Below are 24,963 nucleotides of genomic sequence, written 5' to 3'. Positions count from 1 at the left end.
TTATGCAGTTACTTTAGCAACAACACCAGCACCTACAGTACGACCACCTTCACGGATCGCAAAACGTAGACCTGGGTCCATTGCGATCGGGTGGATTAACTCTACTGACATTTCTACGTTGTCACCAGGCATTACCATTTCTACGCCATCTTGTAATTTGATCGCGCCAGTTACGTCAGTTGTACGGAAGTAGAACTGTGGACGGTAACCGTTAAGGAATGGAGTATGACGACCACCTTCTTCTTTAGAAAGTACGTATACTTCTGCATCGAATTTAGTGTGTGGCTTGATTGTACCTGGTTTAGCAAGTACTTGACCACGTTGTACGTCTTCACGCTTAGTACCACGAAGTAAGATACCACAGTTCTCACCCGCACGACCTTCGTCAAGAAGTTTACGGAACATTTCAACGCCAGTAACTGTAGTCGTTTGAGTATCACGGATACCAACGATTTCAACAGACTCACCAACTTTGATGATACCAGCTTCTACACGACCAGTTACTACTGTACCACGACCAGAGATAGAGAATACGTCTTCGATTGGCATCAAGAATGCTTTATCGATTGCACGCTCTGGTTCTGGGATGTAAGAATCAAGCGCTTCTACAAGTGCAAGAACAGAAGCTTCGCCGTAAGGGCCGTCGTTACCGTTTAATGCTTGAAGAGCTGAACCACGGATGATTGGAGTGTCATCACCTGGGAAGTCATAAGTAGAAAGAAGTTCACGAACTTCCATTTCTACTAATTCAAGTAATTCTTCATCATCAACAAGGTCACACTTGTTTAAGAATACGATGATGTAAGGTACACCGACCTGACGAGAAAGAAGGATGTGTTCACGAGTTTGTGGCATTGGACCATCAGTCGCAGCACATACAAGGATCGCGCCGTCCATCTGAGCAGCACCAGTAATCATGTTTTTAACATAATCGGCGTGGCCCGGGCAGTCTACGTGAGCGTAGTGACGGATTGGAGAATCGTATTCTACGTGTGATGTATTAATTGTAATACCACGTGCTTTTTCTTCAGGAGCAGAGTCGATTTGTGAGTAATCTTTCGCTTCACCGCCGTAAGTTTTTGCACAAATTGTTGCAATCGCAGCAGTTAAAGTTGTTTTACCATGGTCAACGTGACCAATTGTACCCACGTTTACGTGTGGTTTATTACGTTCAAACTTGGCTTTAGCCATGATGATCTTCCTTTATAAACTGCTCATGAGGGTCGCTCATGAGCGCTTGGTTTTTAACTAAATTTTAGTTGGGTAATATAGTAATCGAAAGATTACTCGTCGTCACCTTTTTTACCGCCAGCTTGGAACTTAGCGATGATGCCTTCAGCCACGTTACGTGGAGTTTCAGCGTACTTAGCGAATTCCATAGAATAAGTAGCACGACCTTGAGACATAGAACGCATTTGAGTAGCGTAACCAAACATCTCAGCTAATGGAACTTCTGCTTTAATTGCTTTTGTTCCACCAGGAAGATCGTCCATACCTTGAACCATACCACGACGACGGTTTAAGTCACCCATGATATCGCCCATGTAGTCTTCTGGAGTTTCTACTTCAACTTTCATGATAGGTTCAAGAAGAATTGGATCTGCTTTCATGAAACCATCACGGAACGCATAAGAACCAGCCATTTTGAACGACAATTCATCAGAGTCGACATCGTGGTAAGAACCGTCAAAAAGAACAGCTTTAACGCCTACAACTGGGTAACCAGCCAAGACACCATTCTTCATACGCTCTTGAATACCTTTATCAACTGCACCGAAGAATTCTTTTGGTACTACACCACCAACAACTTCTTCAGCGAATTCGTATTCTTTACCAGCAGCTTCAACATCAAGTGGCTCTAAACGAACATATACATGACCGAATTTACCTTTACCACCTGTTTGACGTACGAATTTACCTTCTTGCTCAACAGTTTTCTTAATCGTTTCACGATAAGCAACCATTGGTTTACCGATATTCGCTTCAACACCGAACTCACGTTTCATACGGTCAACGATGATGTCAAGGTGAAGCTCACCCATACCAGCAATAATTGTTTGACCAGATTCTTCGTCAGTACGTACACGGAACGATGGATCTTCTTTCGCCAAACGACCTAAAGCAATTGACATTTTTTCTTGGTCAGCTTTAGTTTTTGGTTCAACAGCCAATGAAATTACTGGCTCAGGGAATTCCATACGCTCAAGTGTAATGATGTTTTTCTCATCACATAATGTATCACCAGTTGTAACGTCTTTAAGACCTACACACGCTGCGATATCACCTGCACGGATTTCATCAAGATCTTGACGCTCGTTCGCATGCATTTGCACGATACGACCGATACGTTCACGCTTAGACTTAACCGGGTTATATACTGGGTCACCTTGTTTAAGAACACCAGAATAAACACGTACGAAAGTTAAGTTACCTACGAATTTGTCGTTCATGATTTTGAACGCAAGCGCAGAGAACGGAGCTTCGTCAGATGCTTCACGAGATGCTTTAGTTTCAGCTTTATCGTCAAGGATACCTTCGATTGCTTTAACTTCTGTTGGCGATGGTAAGAATTCAATCACAGCATCCAACATACGTTGAACACCTTTGTTTTTGAACGCTGAACCACAAAGCATAACTTGGATTTCAGATGCTAATGTACGAGCACGTAAACCTGCAACGATGTCTTCTTTAGAAAGATCACCCTCTTCAAGGTACTTGTCCATTAACTCTTCAGAAGCTTCAGCAGCCGCTTCAACCATGTTAGTACGCCATTCGTTAGCAGTATCAACTAGGTCAGCAGGAATCTCACCATATTCAAACTTCATACCTTGAGATGGTTCATCCCAGATAATCGCTTTCATTTCGATAAGGTCTACAACACCTGCAAATGTATCTTCTGCACCGATTGGTACAACGATAGGTACAGGGTTACCGCCTAAACGAGTTTTAACTTGCTCTACAGCACGGAAGAAGTTTGCACCAGTACGGTCCATCTTGTTCACGAATGCTAAACGAGGCACTTTATATTTGTTAGCTTGACGCCATACAGTTTCAGACTGAGGTTGAACACCACCAACAGCACAGTAAACCATGCACGCACCGTCAAGAACACGCATAGAACGCTCAACTTCAATTGTGAAGTCAACGTGTCCCGGTGTATCAATTACGTTGATACGGTGTTGTTCGAATTGGTTGCCCATACCAGACCAGAAACAAGTCGTAGCAGCAGAAGTAATGGTAATACCACGCTCTTGCTCTTGTTCCATCCAGTCCATTGTTGCTGCACCGTCGTGTACTTCACCAATTTTGTGAGATACACCTGTGTAGAACAAGATACGTTCAGTTGTAGTTGTTTTACCTGCGTCAATGTGCGCAGAAATACCAATGTTACGGTAACGAGTAATCGGGGTTTGGCGAGCCATGATGTCTTACATTCCTAAATGTTATCTTTAAAACAGGACGCATCAATTAAATTGATGCGCACGAATATCCAAGCAGGCAACTTAAATACCCGCAAAGCTCCCACTTTGATAAAGAGCAATGTTGAATCGAGCTGCTGTACGCATGAATATTCTCCTGATTAGGGACTGTTTTATCCGTTTAGAAACGGTAGTGAGAGAAGGCTTTGTTGGCTTCAGCCATACGATGCACGTCTTCACGTTTTTTGATCGCTGCACCTTTACCTTCAGCTGCATCAAGCAACTCACCAGCAAGACGTAAAGCCATCGTTTTTTCAGAACGCTTAGCAGCAGCATCTACTAACCAACGCATTGCTAAGGCAGTACGACGGGATGGGCGTACTTCCATAGGTACTTGATAAGTAGCACCACCAACACGGCGTGCTTTTACTTCGACCATAGGACGAACTTTTTCAAGAGTAGTCTCGAAAAATTCAACTGGGTCTACTTTGTTTTTTTCTTGAACACGCTCTAAAGCACCGTAAACGATACCTTCAGCTACAGATTTTTTACCATCTTGCATTACGTGGTTCATGAATTTAGCGATTGTTTGGCTGCTAAATTTTGGATCTGGAAGGATCTCACGAGCAGCGACTACGCGACGTCTTGGCATTTTAATACACCTAATATTATGACACTTCAGGATGATCCAGCAGTTTGTACAAGTGCCATGTACGCTACGCTGGCCTTACTATACGTCGCTTGAATTACAAATCTATGAAGAATTCAAACAAGCGAAACGCTAAAGGGTTGTTTGGGCTGGTTGCCTAGAATTACTTCTTAGGACGTTTAGCACCGTATTTAGAACGTGACTGGTTACGATCTTTCACGCCAGCACAGTCTAAAGAACCACGAACGGTATGGTAACGTACACCTGGTAAGTCTTTAACACGACCACCACGGATTAGAACAACACTGTGCTCTTGTAAGTTATGACCTTCACCACCGATATAGCTTGATACTTCAAAACCAGAAGTTAAGCGAACACGGCAAACCTTACGCATTGCTGAGTTAGGTTTTTTAGGAGTAGTCGTATATACACGTGTACATACACCACGACGTTGTGGACAAGCCTTCAACGCAGGAACTTTTGATTTTTCAATCAAAGTTGTACGACCCTTACGGATCAACTGATTTGTTGTTGCCATTTGGCAATTCTCCCGTTATTAAACAACCTTAAAAAGAAAAGCACCTCTTTCTAAGGGCACACAATTGTAAGTCAAGAAGTAAAAATGGTCAACATTGCAGGCTAAAGCAAGTGTTGACCATTTCTAGATTTTTGTTAACTTTTAGATGCTTTTATACATCACATATATATTAGCTATGCTTTGTTGATGCAGGCTCAATATCTATTGTCTTTTGTTCGGATAATTGTTCAGTCTCATCAGCCAAGGTGTCATCACCATCTGTCGCTTTAATCGCTGGTTTTTGTTGAGAATATTCATGTTCTGTTACATGTTGTTCAGCAAGCTTCAGAATACCCTCTTCAACCTTTTCATCTTTTGTTGAATTTTCTATGAGCTCATCTTTTATCTGAACAGCCACATGAGTGATAACATCATTTTTTAGATTTTCGGCTGGAGCTATTTTACTTGCGACATCAAGTTCTGTTGCCTGTAAAAGTTTCGGACTTGCTTTTCTTAATAATGCTTCAGCTTTGTAATATGCCTCTAATGGAGAAATCTTTTCATTAGGATGCTCATTTATATAGAATCGCGCCGCCCCAAATACTGATTGTGATTTATGCCCCACATCTTCTAGAAGTTTCCAGCTATAAAAACCACCGACAACTGCACCCGCGATCGGTGTTAGTTTCCCAATCACTGAAGCTTGTGGAATATGATTTAACCACCCCCACTTAAATTGCCCATCAGCATCAACCAACCACTTCTTCAACAATTCAACATCATTATTAGAGCCTAATAACTGTTGAAAATGTTGCAAATCATGCGTGTCTAACATTGACTGTAAAGCTTTTAAAGCAAGTAATAATGTTTGTTTTTCTGCGACAAGACCTAAATCAATTTCTTTAAAAATAAAGGCCACGATATCTTGATCAAGCTCTTCAGATAAATCGAAACCATGAGAGCGACCAGTTTGGTAAATCGTGCGTAATACCAAAACGATCGAAGCAGGTATATCGATTGCAGCACCCCAAACTCCAGTAGCACCAGTGATTAATCCCTGAGCAGCTGCAAGTAATTTATTTTGCTCAATGAGTGCCTGACTTAAACGTTGCGAGCGCCCAGTATCCTGTGTCAACTCAGCAAGATCTTTAACTCCTGCTTCTTCGAGAATCTTTTCAGTCAAAGAACTATTTGAACTAAATTCATTCAACCATTGAAATAAATAATCTGAAACTTTTTCACCTAAATCAGGTGAAACAAAAGTCGCCACATTATTTACCTTCGTATAATGCTTACCTAGCAATTGATGTGACAATTTAGGAAGTTGTTGACGCAGCATCTGTTGAGGGCTTTCATATTTCTCCACTTCAAATGGACTTTTGAAACGCGCATTTCCTTCAACAATATTAGATGAATTGGAAAGTTTCGCACCAGATGTTATCGGGGCAACTTGGAGTTTTTGCAATTCAGAGCTGAGCTTTTTAGCCACTCCAAATGCTTGAGCAAATAAACCTGAAGTTTGCTTATTTTTAGAATTTGTCATCAAGTACCTCTATTCTTTAATCTGTGCATTTCTAGGTAAATACTAGGTTGAATACAGATTTATCTCAACTTGAATCTGTATAATTTCATTAGCTTTCACCTTATGTCGTTCTAAACTTACTAATCTTTACATAACTGAAAATAGACATAATATTTGCCATAAGAAATAAAAAACCTTTCTGCTATCATGGTGTCATTCACTCATGAGCCAATTTGATCGTTATTTTTTCCTGATTTTAACTATAGCGATGTTGTACAAGGCTTAGTATTACCATAAAAGGGAACTGTAAATGAAACGTGTTGTAATCACTGGTATGGGCATCAACTCATGTATCGGTAACTCTTTGGAAGAGGTTACTCATTCTCTAAAAAATGGAATCTCTGGGACACGTTTTAACCCAACTTATGCTGAACTTAATTTCAAAAGTCATGTGAGCGCAGCAGCTGTTCAAGATTTTGATGGCATTGATCGTAAATTGAAACGCTTCATGGGCGTGTGTGCGATGTATGCTTACAATGCCGCTATTGCAGCCGTTGAACATGCAGGTCTCAAACAAGAAGACCTAGCTAACAACCCAAGATACGGTATTGCTGGTGGTAGTGGCGGTAACTCAACTGCTTCTGTTGCAGAGATGGTTAAATTACTGGAAGAAAAAGGTGCACGTAAAATTGGACCTTTCTTTGTTCCACGCAACATGAGTAATACGATTACTGCAAACGTTGGTGTTGCATTAAAACTACAAGGCATTGCTCACTCTATTACTAGTGCATGTGCAACTTCTGCTGATGCAATTGGTTATGCTTACAACCTGATTCAATTAGGTAAACAAGATTTAATGCTTGCTGGTGGTGGTGAAGAAGATCACTGGTCTCAAAGCTTACTTTTTGATGCTATGGGTGCATTGTGTTCTAAATATAACGATACACCAGAAACAGCATCTCGTCCTTATTCAGCTGATCGTGACGGTTTCGTGATCGCGGGTGGTGGTGGCTTTGTGGTTCTTGAATCACTTGAGCATGCTCAAGCACGTGGTGCGAACATTTTAGCAGAAGTAGTCGCTTATGCTGCCAACAGCGACGGTGCAGATATGGTTGCTCCATCTGGTGAAGGTGCTACGCGTTGTATTCTCATGGCACTTGATGAAGCAAAACAACACGGCATTGAACAAATCGACTATGTCAATACTCACGGGACTTCAACACCTGCGGGTGATGTAACCGAATTAAAAGCAATGGAACGTGCTTTTGGTGAAGGTAATGTACCTGCACTAAGCTCAACCAAATCAATGACTGGCCACAGTTTGGGTGCAGCAGGTGTACAGGAAGCAATCTACTCTGTACTAATGATGCAAAATGACTTTATCGCACCGAACATCAACGTTACAGAACTGGATGAAGGCGCGAAAGGTTTCGATATTGTACTTGAAAAACGTGATGCAAAACTGAATACTGTGATGAGTAACAGTTTTGGCTTTGGCGGTGTTAACGCTTGCCTTATTTTCAAGAAGTGGGATACATAATCCCACGTAGGATTATCGATGGATGCACCTTCTGATGCTTTCTTGTGGGTAAAAGCATTACATATTATTGCTGTGGTGTGTTGGTTCGCTGCGTTGTTCTATCTACCACGGCTTTATGTTTATCATGCGATGAGTGAGGATGCTGTAAGTCATCAACGCTTTGAAGTAATGGAACGTAAATTATATCGTGGCATCATGTGGCCATCTATGATTGCCACGCTTGTGACCGCCCATTTCCTTGTGGATTGGGGTGATGCCACTCGCCACTATCATGAAGCCTTATGGTTTTATCTTAAAGTAGCTTTAGTAGGCCTCCTAGTCATTTACCATCTTGTATGTGGCTATTACCGAAAGAAACTCATCGGGAATGCACATTATAAATCTCATAAGTTTTGGCGCTTCTTTAATGAAATGCCAACAGTGATTTTATTTGCAGTTGTCATTCTCGTTGTTGTAAAGCCTCAGTTTTAACTGGGGCTTTTCTTATTTGAATTGATGTCATATTTTTAATCAAATACAATTATAGAACTCAAATGTACAACCTTCTAAAGCATCGTATTGAATGGTTAAGATCTCGACTGATCTCTGAACTGATTTCCTTCCTCAACATACAAGAATTTGAATATCGTGGCTTAACTAATGGTGAAATTGCGATTGCTCAATCTGTATTTGGCGAACTTATTCATTATTCAGAAGTAAAAATTTTCAATATCCCCTTTCTACCTTGGCAACCTGAAAACATAATTATAGCGCCAAATGGCAACCTGTACGTTCATCAAAAATATTTTAGTAAAGATTACTCAAAATGTTCAATCGGATTGCAAAGTCTCTTCATTCATGAACTTGCACATATTCTGCAGTTTCAGCAAAACACAAATGTGATTGTAAAAGGCGCAATATTGCAACTTGGTTATTATCTAAGTTTTAAACAATACAACCCTTACCGGTATCAATTTATAGTTGGAAAGAAATTCAATGAATATAACATTGAACAGCAAGGTGACATCGCACGTGATATTTTTCTAAAAAAAGTTCCAAATATTATTCTTCAGAAATAAAAAAAGCCCTGTCGTTTATTTACAGGGCTTTTCAGCTTGAAACATCATTAGCAATTCTATGCTGCTGTGTTTTTACTGCTCTCTGAGCTAAGTTCATGACTATCATCCATTTCAGTCGTAAAATCTACACGCATCGCATCTTTAACAATTGTACCGATACGTCCCACACCAATTGCCAATCCAAAAGCAATTACTGGATATAAGATTGTTGGAATCACCATAACTTATTACCTCTCATCAAAAGTTTAATTAATCAAACTTACTCTGACTCTTGTACTTGCTCTCTTGGAACATTAAAGTACCAATACGACCAACTACAACAGCTAAACCAAACGCAATTACTGGAAAAAATACAACTGACATAATCATTACCTCTCTTAACAGACCATTATTTATAAAACTATTTATTTATCATCTTGGTTTAACAAGATAGTTCCCACACGACCTACTGCGATAGCAGAACAAGACGCAACAACTAAAACTAAAAGTACTGACATTTCTATTTCCTCTTTTTATATGCGAAATGCATATTTTTACTGTTACATATAGTGTACAGATGTTCACATTAATTAGGATAATAGCAGTGCACATTTGTACACTCAAGTGTAGCAAAAGGATTCCCGACGAACGGTCAAAAAAGACTCAATTCAATAAAATTATGTTTTTGATAGATTTAAATTTTACGAAAACTCTAATTTTTTGTATTTTTTTATCCCATTACCGAAATAATCGAAAAAGAGTGTTTCTATTCATGTCATTGAACTGTCATTTCGGTATGCGAAAGTGACACGAAAAAAAAGAATAAATGACAATGCTAAGTTTATTCATAGTCATGCACCATCACTACGCAACCATTTAAAAATGTTGCTCTTTAAAACAGAAAAACTTGTTATTTTTACGCAGAAAAATGTGCAATTAGTATATATTAGACACCTTGTCATTTTTCTTTAAGATATAGAATGTTTGGCGCTATGATATACAACGTTCTTTAAAATTATACTTACACAAATCAAGAACTTGTATATCAACACATGTTAAGACTCAGGATTAAGTTTGAATGAAAAATTTTAAAATTGCCCTTGCCCAGTTCTCTCCGCATATTGGCAATATTGACGCAAATACTCAAAAGATGGTTGAGCAAGCAAATTTAGCAAAACAGCAGCAAGCCGATTTAATCATCTTTCCAGAATTATCAACAATCGGATATCCAGCTGAAGATTTATTGATTCGACCTAATTTAAGCAAACGCACGCAGAAAGCATTTGCACAATTAAGTGAAGTCAAAGATATCGTCATGGTATTTGGTTTTGTTCATCAAACCGAAGATGGCTACCGCTATAACTCAGCAGCTGTGATGAAAGATGGACAAGTTTTAGGGATTTATAATAAGCATAACTTACCAAATTATGGTGTTTTTGATGAAAAACGCTACTTCCAAGAAGGTCATCAGCATCTAATTTTTGAATATTTAGGTCATAAATTTGGTGTACTTATTTGTGAAGATGTTTGGTCACTGAATACTGTTAAGCAATTAAGCCAGCTCAATGTAGAAACAGCATTGGTTCTTAATGCTTCACCTTACGAAGTAGGTAAACCGCAACATCGTATCCAAACTTTAAATGAGTTAGCTAAACAGTTAAATCTCAATCTAGTTTATGTTAACCAAGTAGGTGGTCAAGATGATCTAATTTTTGATGGTTCAAGTTTTGTAACCAACAAAAATGGAGAAATCCCACTACAAGCTCCAAGTTTCCAAGAATCAATTTATTTTGTTGAATATGATGTAGAGCAAAAAGAATTCAAAAAAACTGAATCAGCCCCTGCACTTGAAACCTTTGCTGAAATTTATCAAGCACTCGTAATGGCAACTCGTGATTACGTACAACGTTCAGGCTTCCCAGGTGTCATTTTAGGTTTATCTGGTGGTATTGATTCTGCATTAACACTTGCAATCGCAGTGGATGCGATCGGGGCAGATAAAGTTCAAGCAGTTATGATGCCATATACATACACGTCACAAATGAGTGTGGAAGATGCGACCGAGCAAGCTCGTCGTATGGGCGTAACTTTTGGTATCGCTGAGATCCATCCTATTGTAAATAGCTTTATGCAAACGCTTTATCCATTCTTTGGAAACACACCAGCTGATGCAACCGAAGAAAACTTACAAGCACGTACTCGCGGTACGCTATTGATGGGCTTATCTAATAAGTTTGGTAACCTCGTATTATCGACTGGTAACAAATCTGAAATATCAGTTGGTTACTGCACCCTTTATGGCGATATGGTTGGTGGTTTTTCTGTATTGAAAGATGTCTACAAAACCATCGTATTTGAATTAGCAAAATATCGTAATACTTTAAGTGAAACCCCTGTAATTCCAGAGCGTGTGATCAGCCGCCCCCCTTCTGCCGAGTTACGCCCTGATCAAACTGACCAAGACTCTTTACCAGCTTACGATGTACTTGATGCGATACTTTATGCATACATCGAAGAAGATCAAAGCCAAGCAGATATTATTGCGAGAGGATTTGATGCTGAAGTGGTAGAAAAAGTGATTCGATTGGTTGATCGCAACGAATACAAACGTCGTCAAGGTGCAATCGGACCACGCATCAGCTCACGTGCTTTTAGCCGTGAACGACGCTACCCTATCGTCAACGGATGGACAACGAATGACTGAAAAAATTGTTTCTGAAAAGTCACAATTACTTGCTCAAGCACTTATGCTTGAGCAAGTGGCCTTTTATAAAAACCAACTCACTACTCAACTCTCACCCGAGTTTTTCCAACAGTTTATTCAGCTTTTTTTACAACATGCTCCGAATATAAAACTGAAAGAAGTTGTAGAGCTTGATCAAATTCAAGCTGTAGTTAAACGCTATGCTTTTGAAATGCAATTAGGTGCTGGACTATTAGAATTCATTGGAGAAATTGCCCAGCGTCTTCATGTTTTTTCCTTGCAATCCTCAGCACAACTCCAAGATGTATTCTCAGATCATCAATTTGAAATGTGGCTATCTAAAATCTTAGAATTAGATAATATTCGACAATATTTGAATAAATTTCTAAAAGAAAGCCCATCCATTGAGCAACTCTGCTTATATATAGCAACCTCTACACTACAGAATAAATTACCCAAACTATTTGCTACAGCTGATGAAGAAAAAGCTCAAGATAGTAAATATGAATGGCAGCAGAAATTAAAAACTTTTTCCTATCGCCAACAACAACGTATTGAGCAAAAAATAGAAGAAAGTATTGCACGCTTTATTCAAGAACAACTTGTTGATTTGAGTCTATTATCAAATGATGATCTAGAAAGTTTGGCACGCAATATATGGGATGATAATAAATCTAAACCACTCTCTGAATACACTAAGCAAGTCACTCCTCTAGATGCAGAAGAGTTCTTTGTGATGATCTATGAGTATTGGAAAGAATTACGCCAGTCTTCATTTTTGCAAGATCTGATTCTCTATGGCGTTAAAGTTTTCTATGATTTTTATAAAGATGAAAGCCTACAAGATGTTTTCACAGCTATTGGCTTGGAAGAAAGCGATCTACGCAATGAGGCAGTTCGTTTTTATCCAAAAGTTGTTAAAGCCTTAGATGAACATAATGTGTTAGAACCCATTATTCACATGGTTTTAAAACCTTTCTACGACAACCCTCAGACCCTACAAGTTATCGAAAAACATCTCTAATCTAGCTCAAGTCAGCGCTGAGTAGAAAAGAACTATGGATAAAAAGAAACCACGCAGGAGCGTGGTTTTTAAAATGGTGGCTATGACGAGACTTGAACTTGTGACCCCCGCATTATGAGTGCGGTGCTCTAACCAACTGAGCTACATAGCCGTAAACTGTGTGCGCATTATCTAGTGTTCCGCTTAAACGGTCAAGCCTATGAAGTTGAAAATACGGAACATATGAACAGTTTTTATTCTTTTAAATCATATTTGATCATTTTTCGGCAATTTCATAAAAATTTAAAGACTTAACTAAACTGTAAAATTAGTTTGTTAAAAAGGTATTTAAAAAATTATAAAAACAATAGACAAAAAGAGACCACGCAGGAGCGTGGTCTATAAAATGGTGGCTATGACGAGACTTGAACTTGTGACCCCCGCATTATGAGTGCGGTGCTCTAACCAACTGAGCTACATAGCCGAAAACTGTGGGCGCATTATCTTAACTTTCGCTACACACGTCAAGCACAATTTTCAAAAAAACTTAGAAGTGGGCCTATAAGCCGGGTTCTGTCGAGGACGATCATTCCTCTAGGCGTACAATCACTCATACGCTCAAGCGACCTACCCGAATCCAGTACGGGCCGTACCTCAGGATTCCTATTTGGTCTTGCTTCTGGTGGGGTTTACCTTGCCGTGAACTGTTACCAGACACGCGGTGCGCTCTTACCGCACCCTTTCACCCTTACCTCACGAATGAGGCGGTCTACTCTCTGCTGCACTTGCCGTCGGCTTTCGCCGCCCAGGCGTTACCTGGCACCCTGCCCTATGAAGCCCGGACTTTCCTCCCCTGCTTCAGTCACGGAGACCTCCACAGCAGCGACCGTCCAGCCCACTTCGAGGCGCATATTATCAAAGTTCAAAGTTAATTGCTTGTATTTTTTTGCGCTGTCAATTTTTTATATTTTTCCATCAGTTGGTCTTGTGACTCAACATGATTGGGATCAAGAGGAATACAATCAACTGGACAAAATAGTTGGCACTGCGGTTTGTCATGATGACCCACGCACTCTGTACAAAGCGCAGGATCAATCTCATAGATTGATTCCCCCATATAAATTGCTTCATTGGGACATACAGGCTCACAGACATCACAATTGATGCATTCATCTGTTATATATAAAGACACGCTACCAACCTTGTTGATGTTTACGCTCAAATGCCTCAACGACAACAGCAGGCACGAACTTGGTTACGTCACCCTTTAAACGAGCAATTTCACGAACTAATGTCGATGAAATAAATGAGTATTGCTCTGAAGGCGTTAGAAATACAGACTCAAAATGAGGATCAAGCTGACGATTCATATTGGCTAATTGGAATTCATATTCAAAGTCAGAAATCGCTCTTAGACCACGAAGTACAGCTGTAGCACGTTGTTCACGGAAAAAGTTAACCAACAAGCCATCAAATCCCACAAACTCAACATTGGTTAGATGACTTAATGATGCTTTGGCTAACTCAACACGCTCTTCTAAACTAAACACAGGATTTTTATGATGACCAATTGCAATTGCAACAACAACTTCATCAAACATTTTTGATGCTCTTGCAACTAAATCAACATGTCCATTGGTAATCGGATCAAAGGTCCCTGGATAAATCACACGTGTTTTAGACATGCGTTGTACTCTAAGTGAATGAGATAAGGCGTGTATTTTAACAAAAGTTCGCAATAAACGCGAAATTCCTAAACAATGGAAAAAGGTTACGTTTTACGGCACAATAGATGCAATTGTGGAAGTTTGAATTATGGCGCAAGCAACAGTTGTAAAAAAACATAATGGTGGCACGATTGCTCAGAATAAAAGAGCGCGTCACGATTACTTTATCGAAGAAAAATTTGAAGCAGGCATGTCACTTCAGGGTTGGGAAGTAAAATCCTTACGTGCTGGACGTATGACCTTGTCTGAAAGTTATGTCATTTTTAAAAATGGTGAAGCCTTTTTATTTGGTTCACAGATTCAGCCTTTATTGTCTGCATCAACCCATGTCGTACCTGAATCGACACGTACACGAAAGTTATTATTATCTCGTCGTGAACTAGAAAAGTTACTAGGTGCTGTGAACCAAAAAGGTTATTCATGTGTTCCTTTAGCCTGCTATTGGAAAGGTCACTTGGTTAAGCTCGAAATTGCGTTGGTCAAAGGTAAGCAATTACATGACAAACGTGCTACGGAAAAAGACCGTGATTGGCAGCGTGATAAAGCACGTATGCTGCATAAATAATAAAAAAACCTCCAAGGATATTGGAGGTTTTTTATAGGTATCAGATGTTGATCTGTTTTAATCGTAATTCTGCTAAATATTTGCCAAATTTACGTGCGGTTTCTAAATCACCTTCTGGTGGTGTTACTTCGACGCTTGCATTATCTGATTGAGTCATTAAACCTAGAAAGCTGGACATACGGTTAATATCTGATGGACTTCGTCCTGTTGGCATAAACGGTAATCCCGCCCATAACATGCCATGCTGCATTGCAAACAGATTGATCTGTTGCAACACCGCCAATTTATCACCGCTTAATCCACCACCATTGGTAAAGCCCGCAGCTATTTTTCCTTGCCAAGTTCGCGCAAGCCATCGCTTAGACGAGTCTTCCATGAATTGCTTGAGCGCAGAAGTCAGACTACCCATATAAGTTGGGCAACCCATTACGATCACATCTGCTTGATCGATTAAATCCCACTGTGGAGCAGCAACAGAAATGAGATGCACTTCTGCCCCTCCCTGTTCCGCACCTTGAGCAATATGTTGCGCAACTTTTGCAGTATGTCCATAAGGACTATGAAAAATTACACAAACTTGAACTTTAGGAGTTTCTTGATCAATGAAAGACATGGAAAATTTAAAAACCAATGAATTGAATCAAGTTTAACATTTTTCATCACAACTAAGCGAATCAACTGCTTATTCAATTAAAATTATTGCATAAACACAAATGTTGCCATACGTCCTGTTTTAGAATCTCGACGATAAGAAAAATAATCTGTAGTTTGTCGGAATGAACATTGATTACCACCCAAAACATTCTGCACACCTAAGCGATTTAAAATAAACCGAGCGATTGCATATAAATCAGCTAAATATTTACCCTCAGTCTGTCCTGAGATAAATGCAAATTCCAGTTCAGTATATTTTTCACAGAATGCAGCTTTCACCTCTGCCCCGACCTCAAAGCAAGGTTGACTAATCGCAGCTCCAAACCATGCCCAAGCTGGCTGCGATTGCATCTGAGCGACGGTGTTTTCAATGATACCATTCGCCAAACCTCTCCAGCCTGCATGTAGATTAGCAACCTCTGTACCCTCAGCATTTCCTAAAACGACTGGTAAACAATCCGCTGTCATCATCATGAGTGCATGTCCTGCACGCTGTGTGACTAAGCCATCGCCTTCAGGGGCATTAAATGGAATTTGTTCATTGATAGTTAGACAAATCGTGCTGTGCGTTTGTGTCATCCATGTAATCTTATCAACACCATAATTTGATAGTTGATTAAGCAAAATCATGCGATGTTGCTGAACTCGCTGTGCTTCATCATTAACATGCAATGCTAAATTAAAACCTTTTAGATTTTGATTTGGCGTTGCAATCGCTTGAGGATGCTCAATACACGTTTGACCGACGTAAACACCTTTAGGCAAACCTTGTACAAATTCCATATTTTATTCCAAAGATCGTTTAATAAGCCTTATTTTCAGTGCGCAATACTTCAACTAATTGCTTAAAGTCTTCAGGCCACGGTGCTTCAAACATCATTTCTTCACCAGTGCGAGGATGAACGAGACCAAGTTTTGCTGCATGCAATGCTTGACGTTTAAAGCTACGCAACATATCAATCAATGTTTCAGAAGCACCAGCAGGTAAACGCACACGATTTACATAAACTGGATCACCGACCAAACCATATCCTAGATAGCTAAAATGCACGCGGATCTGATGAGTACGTCCTGTTTCTAGTTGCGCTTGAACGCGAGTAAAATCTCTAAATCGTTCTTTCACGTTATAGTGAGTTACCGCTTCTCGACCACCAGGTAGGATCGCCATTTTCACGCGATCGACTGGATGTCTTTTAATCGGCTCATCAATCGTTCCACCAGCGATAATGTTTCCATAAACCACTAGATCATAAACACGATAGACTGTTTTTTTAGCGAGTTGTTTACTTAGCGAAAATTGAGCTTCTAGATTTTTGGCAACAACCAATAAACCACTGGTATCCTTATCAATACGATGAACTAAACCAGCTCGAGAAAGTTCTGCAAGTTTTGGCGCATGATAAAGTAAAGCATTTACCAGTGTTCCCGATGGATTACCTGCACCTGGATGAACAACCATCCCTACTTCTTTATTGATCACGATAATATCATCATCTTCATAGACGACATTGAGTGGTATATTTTCAGGCTGGCTTGTCGTTTGTGCTTCTAACTCAACTTCTAAGGTTAGAAGCTCATTACCTTCACAACGATACTTCGGTTTTACGATGTTACCATTTACCAACAGATGACCATCTTTCATCCACTGTTTAAGTTTTTCTCGCGAAAATTCGCTCCATACCATAGCCGCGACTTGGTCGATACGCTGACCGAGATACTCTTCATCGAGTTGTATTTGCAACGATAAACGTGTTGCAGTTGAGTCAGAATTATGATTATCTGCATCCACAGAATCTTCGAGTAAGAAATCTGTTTCAGAGAAGTTTGAATTGGAAGATTGTGCTGAAGTCATTTGATGATCGGTACAAAAATGGTTTAATAGAACCATTGTAGCTCATTGCCCAGAATAACAGAGGAGTTTTTATGTCGCTACCACGTTATAAAATTACGATGCTTGCACTTTCTTTAGGTGTAGCGTCTGCATTTGTGGGCTGTAGCAGCAATCCAAGTAAAAAAGAAGTGGTTGATAAAGGACCACAATCAAGTGAGCAAGTTTATTTCGAAAAAGCACAAAAGTCTCTTGATCGCAATCAATACACTGATGCGGTTAAATCTCTTGAAGCGTTAGATACCTACTATCCAACAGGACGCTACACGCAACAAGCTCAACTTGAACTTCTCTATGCAAAATTCAAACAGAAAGATTATGAAGGCACGATTGCGCTTGCAGAGCGTTTTATCCGTCTAAATCCACAGCATCCAAATGTTGATTATGCTTATTATGTTCGTGGCGTAGCGAACATGGAAATGAACTACGACAGCTTAATTCGTTACACCTCTTTACAGCAGTCACATCGTGATGTGAGCTATGTAAAAGTTGCATATCAGAATTTTGTGGATTTAATTCGCCGTTTCCCAAGCAGTAAATATTCTGTTGATGCGGCTCAACGCATGAAATTTATTGGTCAAGAATTAGCTGAAAGTGAAATGAATGCGGCACGTTTTAATATCCAACGTAAAGCATGGTTGGCTGCAGCTGAGCGCGCACAATGGGTGATTGAGCATTATCCTCAAACACCTCAAACACCTGAAGCTTTAGCAACACTTGCCTACAGCTATCAAAAGCTTGGCGACAATTCGACTGCACAGCAGTATATCGAAATTCTAAAACTCAATTATCCAAACCTTGTGAAATCAAATGGTGAAGTAAATCTACGCGCTGCTCGCAAAGAAGGTAGTTGGGTAAATCGTGCTACTTTGGGCTTGTTAGGTCGTGAATCTAAAACAGTTGAAGTGAAAGAAGAAGTTAAATCTGAAGCTCAACAGCGCAGCCTAACCAACCGCCTAAGTTTTGGTTTACTTGATAAATCTGAAACAGAGTCAACATCTCAACCTGAACCCGTTGTCACACCAGTAGCACCAGCTGAAAATAATAAGCCGAGTTGGACAAATCGTCTTAGCTTTGGGCTTTTAGATAAACCAGAAGCAACAAACTCATCAGAGGACGATGCTGCAAACTAATTTGCAATCATCTGATACATCAAACAGGCAAGACTCTCCTTGCCTGTTTTTTATTTTATGCAACAATAATTTCTGACATTTTGCTCGGCAAAATATTTCACTTTCTACCTGAATGGTTAAATGCACATGGCGATTCCACAACATACGATTGATCAAATTTTAGATCGAACCGACATTGTCGATTTGATTGGTCAACGTGTGAAGTTAAAAAAGACTGGGCGCACCTATTCTGGCTGTTGTCCATTCCATCAAGAAAAGTCCCCCTCATTCCATGTTTATCGTGATAAACAGTACTATCACTGCTTTGGTTGTCAGGCAAATGGCAATGCAATTCGTTTTTTAATGGATATTGATGGTCGTAACTTTGTTGATGTAATGAAGGAACTATCTGATAAAACAGGTATCGATTTACCCAAGGATAACCAAGATAATAAAAAACTATCCTACAAACGTAGTTCTCAGACTATTACAAAAACAGCACGAACTGTAGCACAAGAGACTCATACAACTCCGCCTCCTGCTGTTGATGACTATACCGATGGGCACTTTGTAGATATGGATCGTTTCATAGATGATCCTTTTGCGCAGTTTGATCCGTCTTTCGCATTTGAAGAAAATGTACAAGAAGGCAATTTATATGATCTTCTTGAAAATGTAGCTCAATTTTATGAGCGTCAGCTACCTAATAGTCAAAAAGCTCAGAATTATTTTAGGCAGCGCGGCTTGTCACCACAAACAATTCAATTTTGGCGTTTAGGTTACGCGCCCGAAGACTGGCAGCATTTAGAAAAAGCTTTCCCTCAAGATATTGAAGGCTTAAAGCAACTTGGCTTAATTCGCTCTAGTGATAGTGGACGTGATTTTGATTTGTTACGAGAACGTGTGATCTTCCCCATCCGTGATCACAAAGGACGTGTGGTCGGTTTTGGTGGTCGTGCATTAAATGATGAAATTAAACCCAAATACATCAACTCACCTGATTCAGAAGTTTTTCACAAGAACCAATTACTTTATGGTTTATATGAGGGTCGTAAACTTAAAGCCAATGATTGGTTGATGGTTGAAGGTTATATGGATGTCATCGCCTTGCAGCAATACGGCATTAATGGTGCTGTCGCCACACTAGGAACAGCAAGTAATGCAGATCACTTAACCACATTATTTAAGCAAAATTCGCGAATCACCATCGCTTTCGATGGTGATGCTGCAGGTCAAAAAGCAGCACGTCGTACATTAGAAATCGCATTACCACTTCTTAATGATGGGCGTGAATTAAAGTTTTTTGTATTACCCAATGAGCATGATCCTGACTCTTTGATTCGTCGAGAAGGTTTAGAAAACTTCCAAAGGCTATTGCAACAATCACCACTGTTGTCTGACTTCGTATTTGCCCATTTAACAGGGCAACATGATGTCAGCACACCTGAAGGTAAAAGTTTAGTCATGGGAGAACTACGAGAATTAACGGAGTTATTACCCAAACATGGTTCTTTCCGTTATTTGCTCACCCAATCTTTCCGTGAAAAACTTGGCTTGGGTAAACGCTTTACCCCACAAATTAGTCATGATGCTTCGCTTTCTTTTAATATCCAAACCAAAGATGAAGATTTTGCGATCGCTATTTTGATGCATCACCCCTTTCTTTATATCCATTTTGAAGAATTACGTGCGGTGATTGATCAAACAGAATTGTTAGCCAAGATTTTAGCCGTACTAAATATCGTGTTTGATGATCTACCTGATGATCAAGAGTTAGCTATTTATTATGTACTCGGTGCATGTAGCAATTTTAGCCATGAGATTGCTGATATTATGCAACGCACCAATATTCAATCATTAACTCAGGCACCTGAAATTGCAGATAAATTAGCAAAGGAATATGCTCTAGGTTTACAGGAAAAATATTTAAGATTAAAACTTAAATCACCAATTACACTGATTGAATCACGCAACTTACGTCAGCAATTGAATGAATTAACTAAGCAAATTAGCTTACGCTTACTATCCTAATTTTTTATTGTTTTGGCTTGCGCTCATGCTCAAATACTTCATGAAGATGCTGCTGTAGCCATTCAAAATAATCAGGACTCTCAGCTTTAGCCGCCTCACGCAATAAAATGGAGGTCGGATGCATCAATTTTTGCGTCAAACGATGAGCAAACTCTTGCAGAACTTGCTCAGGCGGATGTCCATGTTGTAATGCATCCATGGCATGTTCTAATTCAATTTGACTCATTTCTTCGCTATGTTGGCGGTAGGCTTGTATCGTTCCGCCCGCCTCTTTAACTTTTTGCTGAGTAATCAATTGTGTCGCTAATTGATTTACCATCACTTCTGCTTCAACAGCAGCTTGACGACGCTGTGCAAGATTCTCATCTATCACACTTTGTAAATCATCTACGCCATATAAATAAACGTTATCTAGTGACTCAACTTTTGGATCAATATCACGTGGAACTGCTAAATCCACCATCAACATTTGTTGATAACGCCGTTTCTTCAATGCTGATTTAACATCTGCATATCCGATCACTTGATGCAAACTTCCTGTACAACTTGAAACTACATCTGCGCGATATAAATTTTGTGCTAACTCATTGAAAGGAATAATTTCAACATCGATTTGATGGGCAATTTCTTGAGCAAGAAGATCTGCTCGTTCACGACTGCGATTACAAATTAACATTTTTGCCACGCCCATTTCAGCGAGGTGCTTGGCAACCAAAGTATTCATTTCACCCGCAGCAACAATCATTACCGTTATTTTTTCTGGGTGGCTAAATACTTGTGATGCTAGTTGCGCAACGGCATAACCCATTGATACGGCATGGCTACCGACTGACGTTTCTGAGCGTACACGCTTTGCTGCATAGAAAGCATATTCAAAAACACTATTCAATTCTGGGGATACTGTTTCAGCATTTTTTGATAGGGCAAGAGCACTTTTTACCTGTCCCAAAATTTGTGGTTCGCCTAACATCAGCGAATCCAAACCACTGGCGACACGCATTAAATGTGTAACAGCTTGAGCGTTTTCGTAACGATAAACATGATGAGTTAATTGTTTTACATCAATATTATTCACTTGGGCGAGCCAGTTTAAGACGCTATCCGCGTCTTCTGTCATGGCATAAACTTCTGTGCGGTTGCATGTAGACACAACCACCATATCTTTCAATGAAGGATGTTGACGTTGCTCCTGCAATAGCGCAGCTAACCGCTCTGCATTGAAAGCGATTTGCTCACGTAGTTCAACAGAAGCTGTTTGATGGTTGACACCCAATGCAAAGAAAGACATATCAGATCATCATTTCGCTAAATTTATGTTATTGTGCAACATCGGTGTCATAAAAAGCATTACTTTGGATCAATAAAAATTGCGTCAGCTATATCGCCGTAATAAGTTTAGCGGCAAGACGATTCGACGGTATTCTACCACAATCTTGTTGTTAGGTAGCATGAGCTCTTATGTCTCTGCACAAGCAATACACGATATGTATGCTGACAAAAGTTTTGAGAATGCACTGCAACAGAGCATGATTGCTGAATTTTCCCTTGCTTATGATGATATTGCAACCGCATTACACAATTACACCGTTCTTGCCATTCGTAGTAACTCTACAACTATTAAGCAACGCGCATTAGATGTTGCTCTTGAATACAATGATCTACAAGCGGCATTAAATATTGCAACGCACTGGGTTGAACAAGAGCCTAAAGATGTTCCAGCATTATTTTACTTATCACATATTGCATTGAAAACGCATGAATATGAGCTTGCGGCAAAAACCTTAGATAAAATCCTTAATATTGATCCCACTTCTGATCTAGAACAAATTTTGGCTGGAATTGCTCCTGAGAATGCTCAAGATCGCGAAATCTTATTAAATGCTTTACGTGCCAGCACAGAAAAAGACAATCCTTCAATATTGGCTTTGATCGCAGGTCTAGAAGCGCAAGATGGTTTGTATGAGCAAGCGCTTAAGAATATTAACCGTGCATTGCGTAAACGGTCTAAGTCGACTAGTTTTATTTTAATGAAAGCCAACCTGCTAATGGCTTTACAAGATGATGAAGCAACCCAAAAATGGTTTGCTAAAGCAAGCCGCAAGAATAAAGAAAATCTCGATATTCGTTTAGCGGAAGCGCGTTATTACATTCAGATTAATGATCAACAAACAGCATTAGAAAAACTTGAAGATGTTATAAAAGATCATCCAAATGCTGAAGAAGCACTGTTTATTGCAGGCTTAACCAGTATTGATTTGAAACAATATGAAAAAGCAGAACAGTACTTAGTCGATTTGCGTAATTCAAGCAAATATCAAAATGAAGCCTATTACTACTTAGCCATCAATGCTCAACGCAAACAGCATTATGAAACAGCAAAGGCATATTATCGATTAGTAGACGGCAGTTTATATATCGTGTCTAGACGCAATATGATTGCTATTTTTGAGAAGCAAGAACAATTGAATGATGCACTACGCTTCTTAACCCAAGAGCGTGTGAATTATCCTCAACATGCAAGTTTCTTATATCAAGCACAAGCTGATATTTTAAAGAAAATGAATAATAAAAAAGCGGCTTTAGCATTACTGGATGAAGCAATAAAGAATTTACCAGATGATCCTGAACTCATTTATGCAGAAGTACTATTACTTGATCCTTTCACTGATCGAGATAAATTAGATAAGACTCTGAAACAATTATTGGCAATTGAGCCAAACAGTCCAACCTATCTTAATGCATACGCCTATACCCTTGCTTTACAAAATCGTCGCTTAAAAGAGGCTCGTAAGTATGCGGAACTCGCTCTAGAATTTGCACCAGAACAAGCCTCAATTTTAGATACACTAGGTTATATCGCATTTTTACAAAATGATTTTGATACCGCAGTCAAAGTCCTTGGGCAAGCGTATGAAATTAGCCAGAATGTAAATATTGGAATTCGATATGCCAAAGCATTGTATATGCAAGGTGCTCTCACTCAATTTAGTGATGTGTTACATCAATTAAAACAAAAACATGTAAATGCCCCACAATTACAACAACTTGATGGCTTAATCTTACCTGTCACAGTAAAAAAGAGTTAAATTCATGCGCTCATTGTCAAAACTATGCATTGCGATTTGTAGTTCAAGTGTTTTAATACTTAGTGGTTGTCAAAGCTTAACTCAACCCCAAAAACCAATCGTGACACCGCAAGTTCAAGATGAAAATAATTTTAACTTACAAGGCAAAATTGGGGTTCGCACACCGCAGCAATCTGGCAGTGCATTCTTTACATGGGCACAGCAACAAGATGAATTTGATATTGAATTAACTGGAATCCTAGGTGTTGGAAAAACACAAATTCAAGGTAAACCTGGTGAAGTCACACTAAATAGTGCAAAAACTGGACTTATTTCAGCGACCACACCTGAAGAATTACTTGAAAAAGCTACAGGATGGCAAGCACCAATTATGCACTTGACGTATTGGGTACAAGCCAAACCTGCGACTCAAAATGCGCAAATCATAAAAGATGAAAATAATAGATTAAAGCAACTCATTGAAGATGGTTGGACAGTTGATTTTAGTTATAACGACGCACAAATGCTGCCAAATAAATTATTACTTAAACAACCACTTGCGGAAGATAAAGAAAACCGTATTACAATGGTGATTCAAAATCGATAATTGATTAAATTAATCTATGATTAGAGTACCTTCACCTGCAAAATTAAATTTATTTCTGCATATTACTGGTCGTCGAGCGAACGGTTACCATGAATTACAGACGATTTTTCAATTGATTGACCTATATGATTGGATGACTTTTGAAAATTTGTCTGAAGAAATAATACAGATTGAAGGTATTGCTGAAGTTCAACTTGAACAAAATCTCATCTATCGTGCAGCACAATTATTACGCCCACATGCAAAAAAATCGTGTGGACTAAAAATTTTGATAGAGAAAAATATTCCTATGGGTGCTGGTCTTGGTGGTGGATCATCCAATGCCGCAACCACACTGATTGTGCTCAATCAACTTTGGGAATGCGGCTTAAATGAAACACAGTTGGCTGAATATGGTGTGCAACTTGGTGCAGATGTTCCTGTCTTCATTTATGGTCGAAATGCATGGGCAGAAGGCATAGGTGAACATTTATCATTCATAGACTTAGATCAAAAACAATTCATTATTTTAAAACCTGATTGTTTTATCAGCACTCAATTGTTATTTTCACAAAAAACATTGACAAGAGACTCTAAGATCACTAAATTTTGCGCCTATCAGTTAGAACCTTCTAGCTTTGGAAATAACTTTGAACCTTTGGCTCGACAGTTATACCCTGAAGTTGAGGAAGCGATGCAATATTTAGATCAATTTGGTCTAGCAAAGCTTACAGGTACAGGTGCTTGTGTTTTTACTGAAGTAACCAGTGAAATGGATACAAAGAAGATTTTGCAAAACGCACCTTGTAAAGCTTACTTGGTCAACAGTTTAGCAGAATCACCTTTAAGACATTTCAAAGTTACACGTTAGGGGCGTCGCCAAGTGGTAAGGCAGCGGGTTTTGATCTCGCCATCCGTTGGTTCGAATCCAGCCGCCCCTGCCA

General features: G+C 39.5%; 23 protein-coding genes, 3 tRNA genes and 1 other RNA gene. 12 read left to right on the top strand and 15 right to left on the bottom strand.

What is annotated here, in order from left to right; all coding sequences use genetic code 11:
* From tuf to MKL32_RS10995, 5 genes are all read right to left on the bottom strand, one after another.
* Nucleotides 1–1,191, bottom strand: a complete 1,191-nt coding sequence (gene tuf / locus MKL32_RS11015; protein WP_004913952.1) for an elongation factor Tu — start codon at nt 1,189–1,191, stop codon at nt 1–3.
* Nucleotides 1,192–1,283: 92 nt separating this feature from the next.
* A complete protein-coding gene (gene fusA / locus MKL32_RS11010; RefSeq protein ID WP_004913954.1) occupies nt 1,284–3,422 on the bottom strand; it encodes an elongation factor G in 2,139 nt (712 codons plus the stop codon).
* Between the two features lie 178 nt (nt 3,423–3,600).
* Nucleotides 3,601–4,071, bottom strand: a complete 471-nt coding sequence (rpsG, locus tag MKL32_RS11005; RefSeq protein WP_004638185.1) for a 30S ribosomal protein S7 — start codon at nt 4,069–4,071, stop codon at nt 3,601–3,603.
* Nucleotides 4,072–4,231: 160 nt separating this feature from the next.
* Complete coding sequence (rpsL, locus tag MKL32_RS11000; RefSeq protein WP_004638184.1) at nt 4,232–4,606, bottom strand: 30S ribosomal protein S12; 375 nt, start codon at nt 4,604–4,606, stop codon at nt 4,232–4,234.
* A 169-nt stretch (nt 4,607–4,775) separates the two neighbouring features.
* Entirely contained in the window at nt 4,776–6,128 is a 1,353-nt protein-coding gene (locus MKL32_RS10995; protein ID WP_125272663.1) for an EcsC family protein, read from the bottom strand.
* Nucleotides 6,129–6,417: 289 nt separating this feature from the next.
* Here MKL32_RS10995 and MKL32_RS10990 point away from each other — a divergent pair, with 289 nt between their 5' ends.
* The 3 genes from MKL32_RS10990 to MKL32_RS10980 all read left to right on the top strand — a co-directional run bounded on the left by MKL32_RS10990 (nt 6,418) and on the right by MKL32_RS10980 (nt 8,705).
* A complete protein-coding gene (locus MKL32_RS10990; protein WP_087540700.1) occupies nt 6,418–7,647 on the top strand; it encodes a beta-ketoacyl synthase N-terminal-like domain-containing protein in 1,230 nt (409 codons plus the stop codon).
* An 18-nt stretch (nt 7,648–7,665) separates the two neighbouring features.
* Nucleotides 7,666–8,118: a CopD family protein gene (locus MKL32_RS10985; RefSeq protein WP_004952667.1), complete on the top strand. Its 453-nt coding sequence runs from the start codon at nt 7,666–7,668 to the stop codon at nt 8,116–8,118.
* Nucleotides 8,119–8,180: 62 nt separating this feature from the next.
* A complete protein-coding gene (locus MKL32_RS10980; RefSeq protein WP_087540698.1) occupies nt 8,181–8,705 on the top strand; it encodes a hypothetical protein in 525 nt (174 codons plus the stop codon).
* A gap of 56 nt (nt 8,706–8,761) precedes the next feature.
* On the opposite strand, the gene MKL32_RS10975 is transcribed toward MKL32_RS10980, so the two are convergent.
* Nucleotides 8,762–8,926: a hypothetical protein gene (locus tag MKL32_RS10975; RefSeq protein ID WP_004913964.1), complete on the bottom strand. Its 165-nt coding sequence runs from the start codon at nt 8,924–8,926 to the stop codon at nt 8,762–8,764.
* A gap of 836 nt (nt 8,927–9,762) precedes the next feature.
* Between MKL32_RS10975 and MKL32_RS10970 the strand changes: the two genes are divergently transcribed.
* Both MKL32_RS10970 and MKL32_RS10965 read left to right on the top strand, forming a co-directional pair.
* Nucleotides 9,763–11,388 carry an NAD+ synthase gene (locus MKL32_RS10970; RefSeq protein ID WP_270900540.1) on the top strand — a complete coding sequence of 542 codons (1,626 nt, stop codon included), beginning with the start codon at nt 9,763–9,765 and terminating at the stop codon, nt 11,386–11,388.
* Nucleotides 11,381–12,412 carry a hypothetical protein gene (locus MKL32_RS10965; RefSeq protein ID WP_125272660.1) on the top strand — a complete coding sequence of 344 codons (1,032 nt, stop codon included), beginning with the start codon at nt 11,381–11,383 and terminating at the stop codon, nt 12,410–12,412. The genes MKL32_RS10970 and MKL32_RS10965 overlap by 8 nt, the downstream gene beginning before the upstream one ends.
* A 74-nt stretch (nt 12,413–12,486) precedes the next feature.
* Here MKL32_RS10965 and MKL32_RS10960 read toward each other — a convergent pair.
* The 5 genes from MKL32_RS10960 to coaD all read right to left on the bottom strand — a co-directional run bounded on the left by MKL32_RS10960 (nt 12,487) and on the right by coaD (nt 14,076).
* Nucleotides 12,487–12,563, bottom strand: a tRNA-Met gene (locus tag MKL32_RS10960).
* A gap of 235 nt (nt 12,564–12,798) precedes the next feature.
* A tRNA-Met gene (locus MKL32_RS10955) sits at nt 12,799–12,875 on the bottom strand.
* 62 nt (nt 12,876–12,937) lie between these two features.
* An RNA gene (rnpB, locus tag MKL32_RS10950) (RNase P RNA component class A) lies at nt 12,938–13,293 on the bottom strand.
* Nucleotides 13,294–13,319: 26 nt separating this feature from the next.
* The gene (locus MKL32_RS10945; RefSeq protein WP_004913970.1) at nt 13,320–13,583 is read right to left on the bottom strand and encodes a YfhL family 4Fe-4S dicluster ferredoxin; all 264 of its coding nucleotides are present in this window, start codon (nt 13,581–13,583) and stop codon (nt 13,320–13,322) included.
* A gap of 1 nt (nt 13,584) precedes the next feature.
* On the bottom strand, nt 13,585–14,076 hold the full coding sequence (gene coaD / locus MKL32_RS10940) for a pantetheine-phosphate adenylyltransferase (protein ID WP_099948220.1): 492 nt from the start codon (nt 14,074–14,076) through the stop codon (nt 13,585–13,587).
* A 130-nt stretch (nt 14,077–14,206) separates the two neighbouring features.
* Between coaD and smpB the strand changes: the two genes are divergently transcribed.
* On the top strand, nt 14,207–14,683 hold the full coding sequence (gene smpB / locus MKL32_RS10935; RefSeq protein ID WP_004663490.1) for an SsrA-binding protein SmpB: 477 nt from the start codon (nt 14,207–14,209) through the stop codon (nt 14,681–14,683).
* 40 nt (nt 14,684–14,723) lie between these two features.
* Here the strand turns inward: smpB and MKL32_RS10930 are convergent, their stop codons facing one another.
* The 3 genes from MKL32_RS10930 to rluD all read right to left on the bottom strand — a co-directional run bounded on the left by MKL32_RS10930 (nt 14,724) and on the right by rluD (nt 17,189).
* Nucleotides 14,724–15,296: a flavodoxin family protein gene (locus tag MKL32_RS10930; RefSeq protein WP_004913972.1), complete on the bottom strand. Its 573-nt coding sequence runs from the start codon at nt 15,294–15,296 to the stop codon at nt 14,724–14,726.
* An 83-nt stretch (nt 15,297–15,379) separates the two neighbouring features.
* Nucleotides 15,380–16,120 (bottom strand): peptidoglycan editing factor PgeF, encoded by a 741-nt coding sequence (gene pgeF / locus MKL32_RS10925; protein ID WP_270900539.1) that lies wholly within the window; start codon nt 16,118–16,120, stop codon nt 15,380–15,382.
* A gap of 19 nt (nt 16,121–16,139) precedes the next feature.
* Nucleotides 16,140–17,189 (bottom strand): 23S rRNA pseudouridine(1911/1915/1917) synthase RluD, encoded by a 1,050-nt coding sequence (rluD, locus tag MKL32_RS10920; protein WP_026057388.1) that lies wholly within the window; start codon nt 17,187–17,189, stop codon nt 16,140–16,142.
* 71 nt (nt 17,190–17,260) lie between these two features.
* Between rluD and MKL32_RS10915 the strand changes: the two genes are divergently transcribed.
* Together MKL32_RS10915 and MKL32_RS10910 are read left to right on the top strand one after the other, a co-directional pair.
* The gene (locus MKL32_RS10915; protein ID WP_075696192.1) at nt 17,261–18,358 is read left to right on the top strand and encodes an outer membrane protein assembly factor BamD; all 1,098 of its coding nucleotides are present in this window, start codon (nt 17,261–17,263) and stop codon (nt 18,356–18,358) included.
* A 126-nt stretch (nt 18,359–18,484) separates the two neighbouring features.
* The gene (locus MKL32_RS10910) at nt 18,485–20,368 is read left to right on the top strand and encodes a DNA primase (RefSeq protein WP_125272659.1); all 1,884 of its coding nucleotides are present in this window, start codon (nt 18,485–18,487) and stop codon (nt 20,366–20,368) included.
* A gap of 4 nt (nt 20,369–20,372) precedes the next feature.
* Here the strand turns inward: MKL32_RS10910 and hemA are convergent, their stop codons facing one another.
* Nucleotides 20,373–21,656, bottom strand: a complete 1,284-nt coding sequence (hemA, locus tag MKL32_RS10905; protein ID WP_270900538.1) for a glutamyl-tRNA reductase — start codon at nt 21,654–21,656, stop codon at nt 20,373–20,375.
* Between the two features lie 79 nt (nt 21,657–21,735).
* Here hemA and MKL32_RS10900 point away from each other — a divergent pair, with 79 nt between their 5' ends.
* From MKL32_RS10900 to MKL32_RS10885, 4 genes are all read left to right on the top strand, one after another.
* Nucleotides 21,736–23,454, top strand: a complete 1,719-nt coding sequence (locus MKL32_RS10900; RefSeq protein WP_270900537.1) for a tetratricopeptide repeat protein — start codon at nt 21,736–21,738, stop codon at nt 23,452–23,454.
* 4 nt (nt 23,455–23,458) lie between these two features.
* The gene (gene lolB, locus MKL32_RS10895; RefSeq protein WP_075696189.1) at nt 23,459–24,040 is read left to right on the top strand and encodes a lipoprotein insertase outer membrane protein LolB; all 582 of its coding nucleotides are present in this window, start codon (nt 23,459–23,461) and stop codon (nt 24,038–24,040) included.
* Nucleotides 24,041–24,056: 16 nt separating this feature from the next.
* Nucleotides 24,057–24,890, top strand: coding sequence for a 4-(cytidine 5'-diphospho)-2-C-methyl-D-erythritol kinase (gene ispE / locus MKL32_RS10890; protein ID WP_270900536.1), 834 nt, complete (start codon nt 24,057–24,059; stop codon nt 24,888–24,890).
* A tRNA-Gln gene (locus MKL32_RS10885) sits at nt 24,889–24,963 on the top strand. The genes ispE and MKL32_RS10885 overlap by 2 nt, the downstream gene beginning before the upstream one ends.

Origin of the sequence: Acinetobacter sp. AOR34_HL, assembly GCF_027854795.1 — a bacterium.
Lineage (GTDB): Bacteria > Pseudomonadota > Gammaproteobacteria > Pseudomonadales > Moraxellaceae > Acinetobacter > Acinetobacter junii.
Note: the sequence above shows the minus strand (reverse complement) of the source record. Positions and strands in the feature narration are given on the sequence as shown.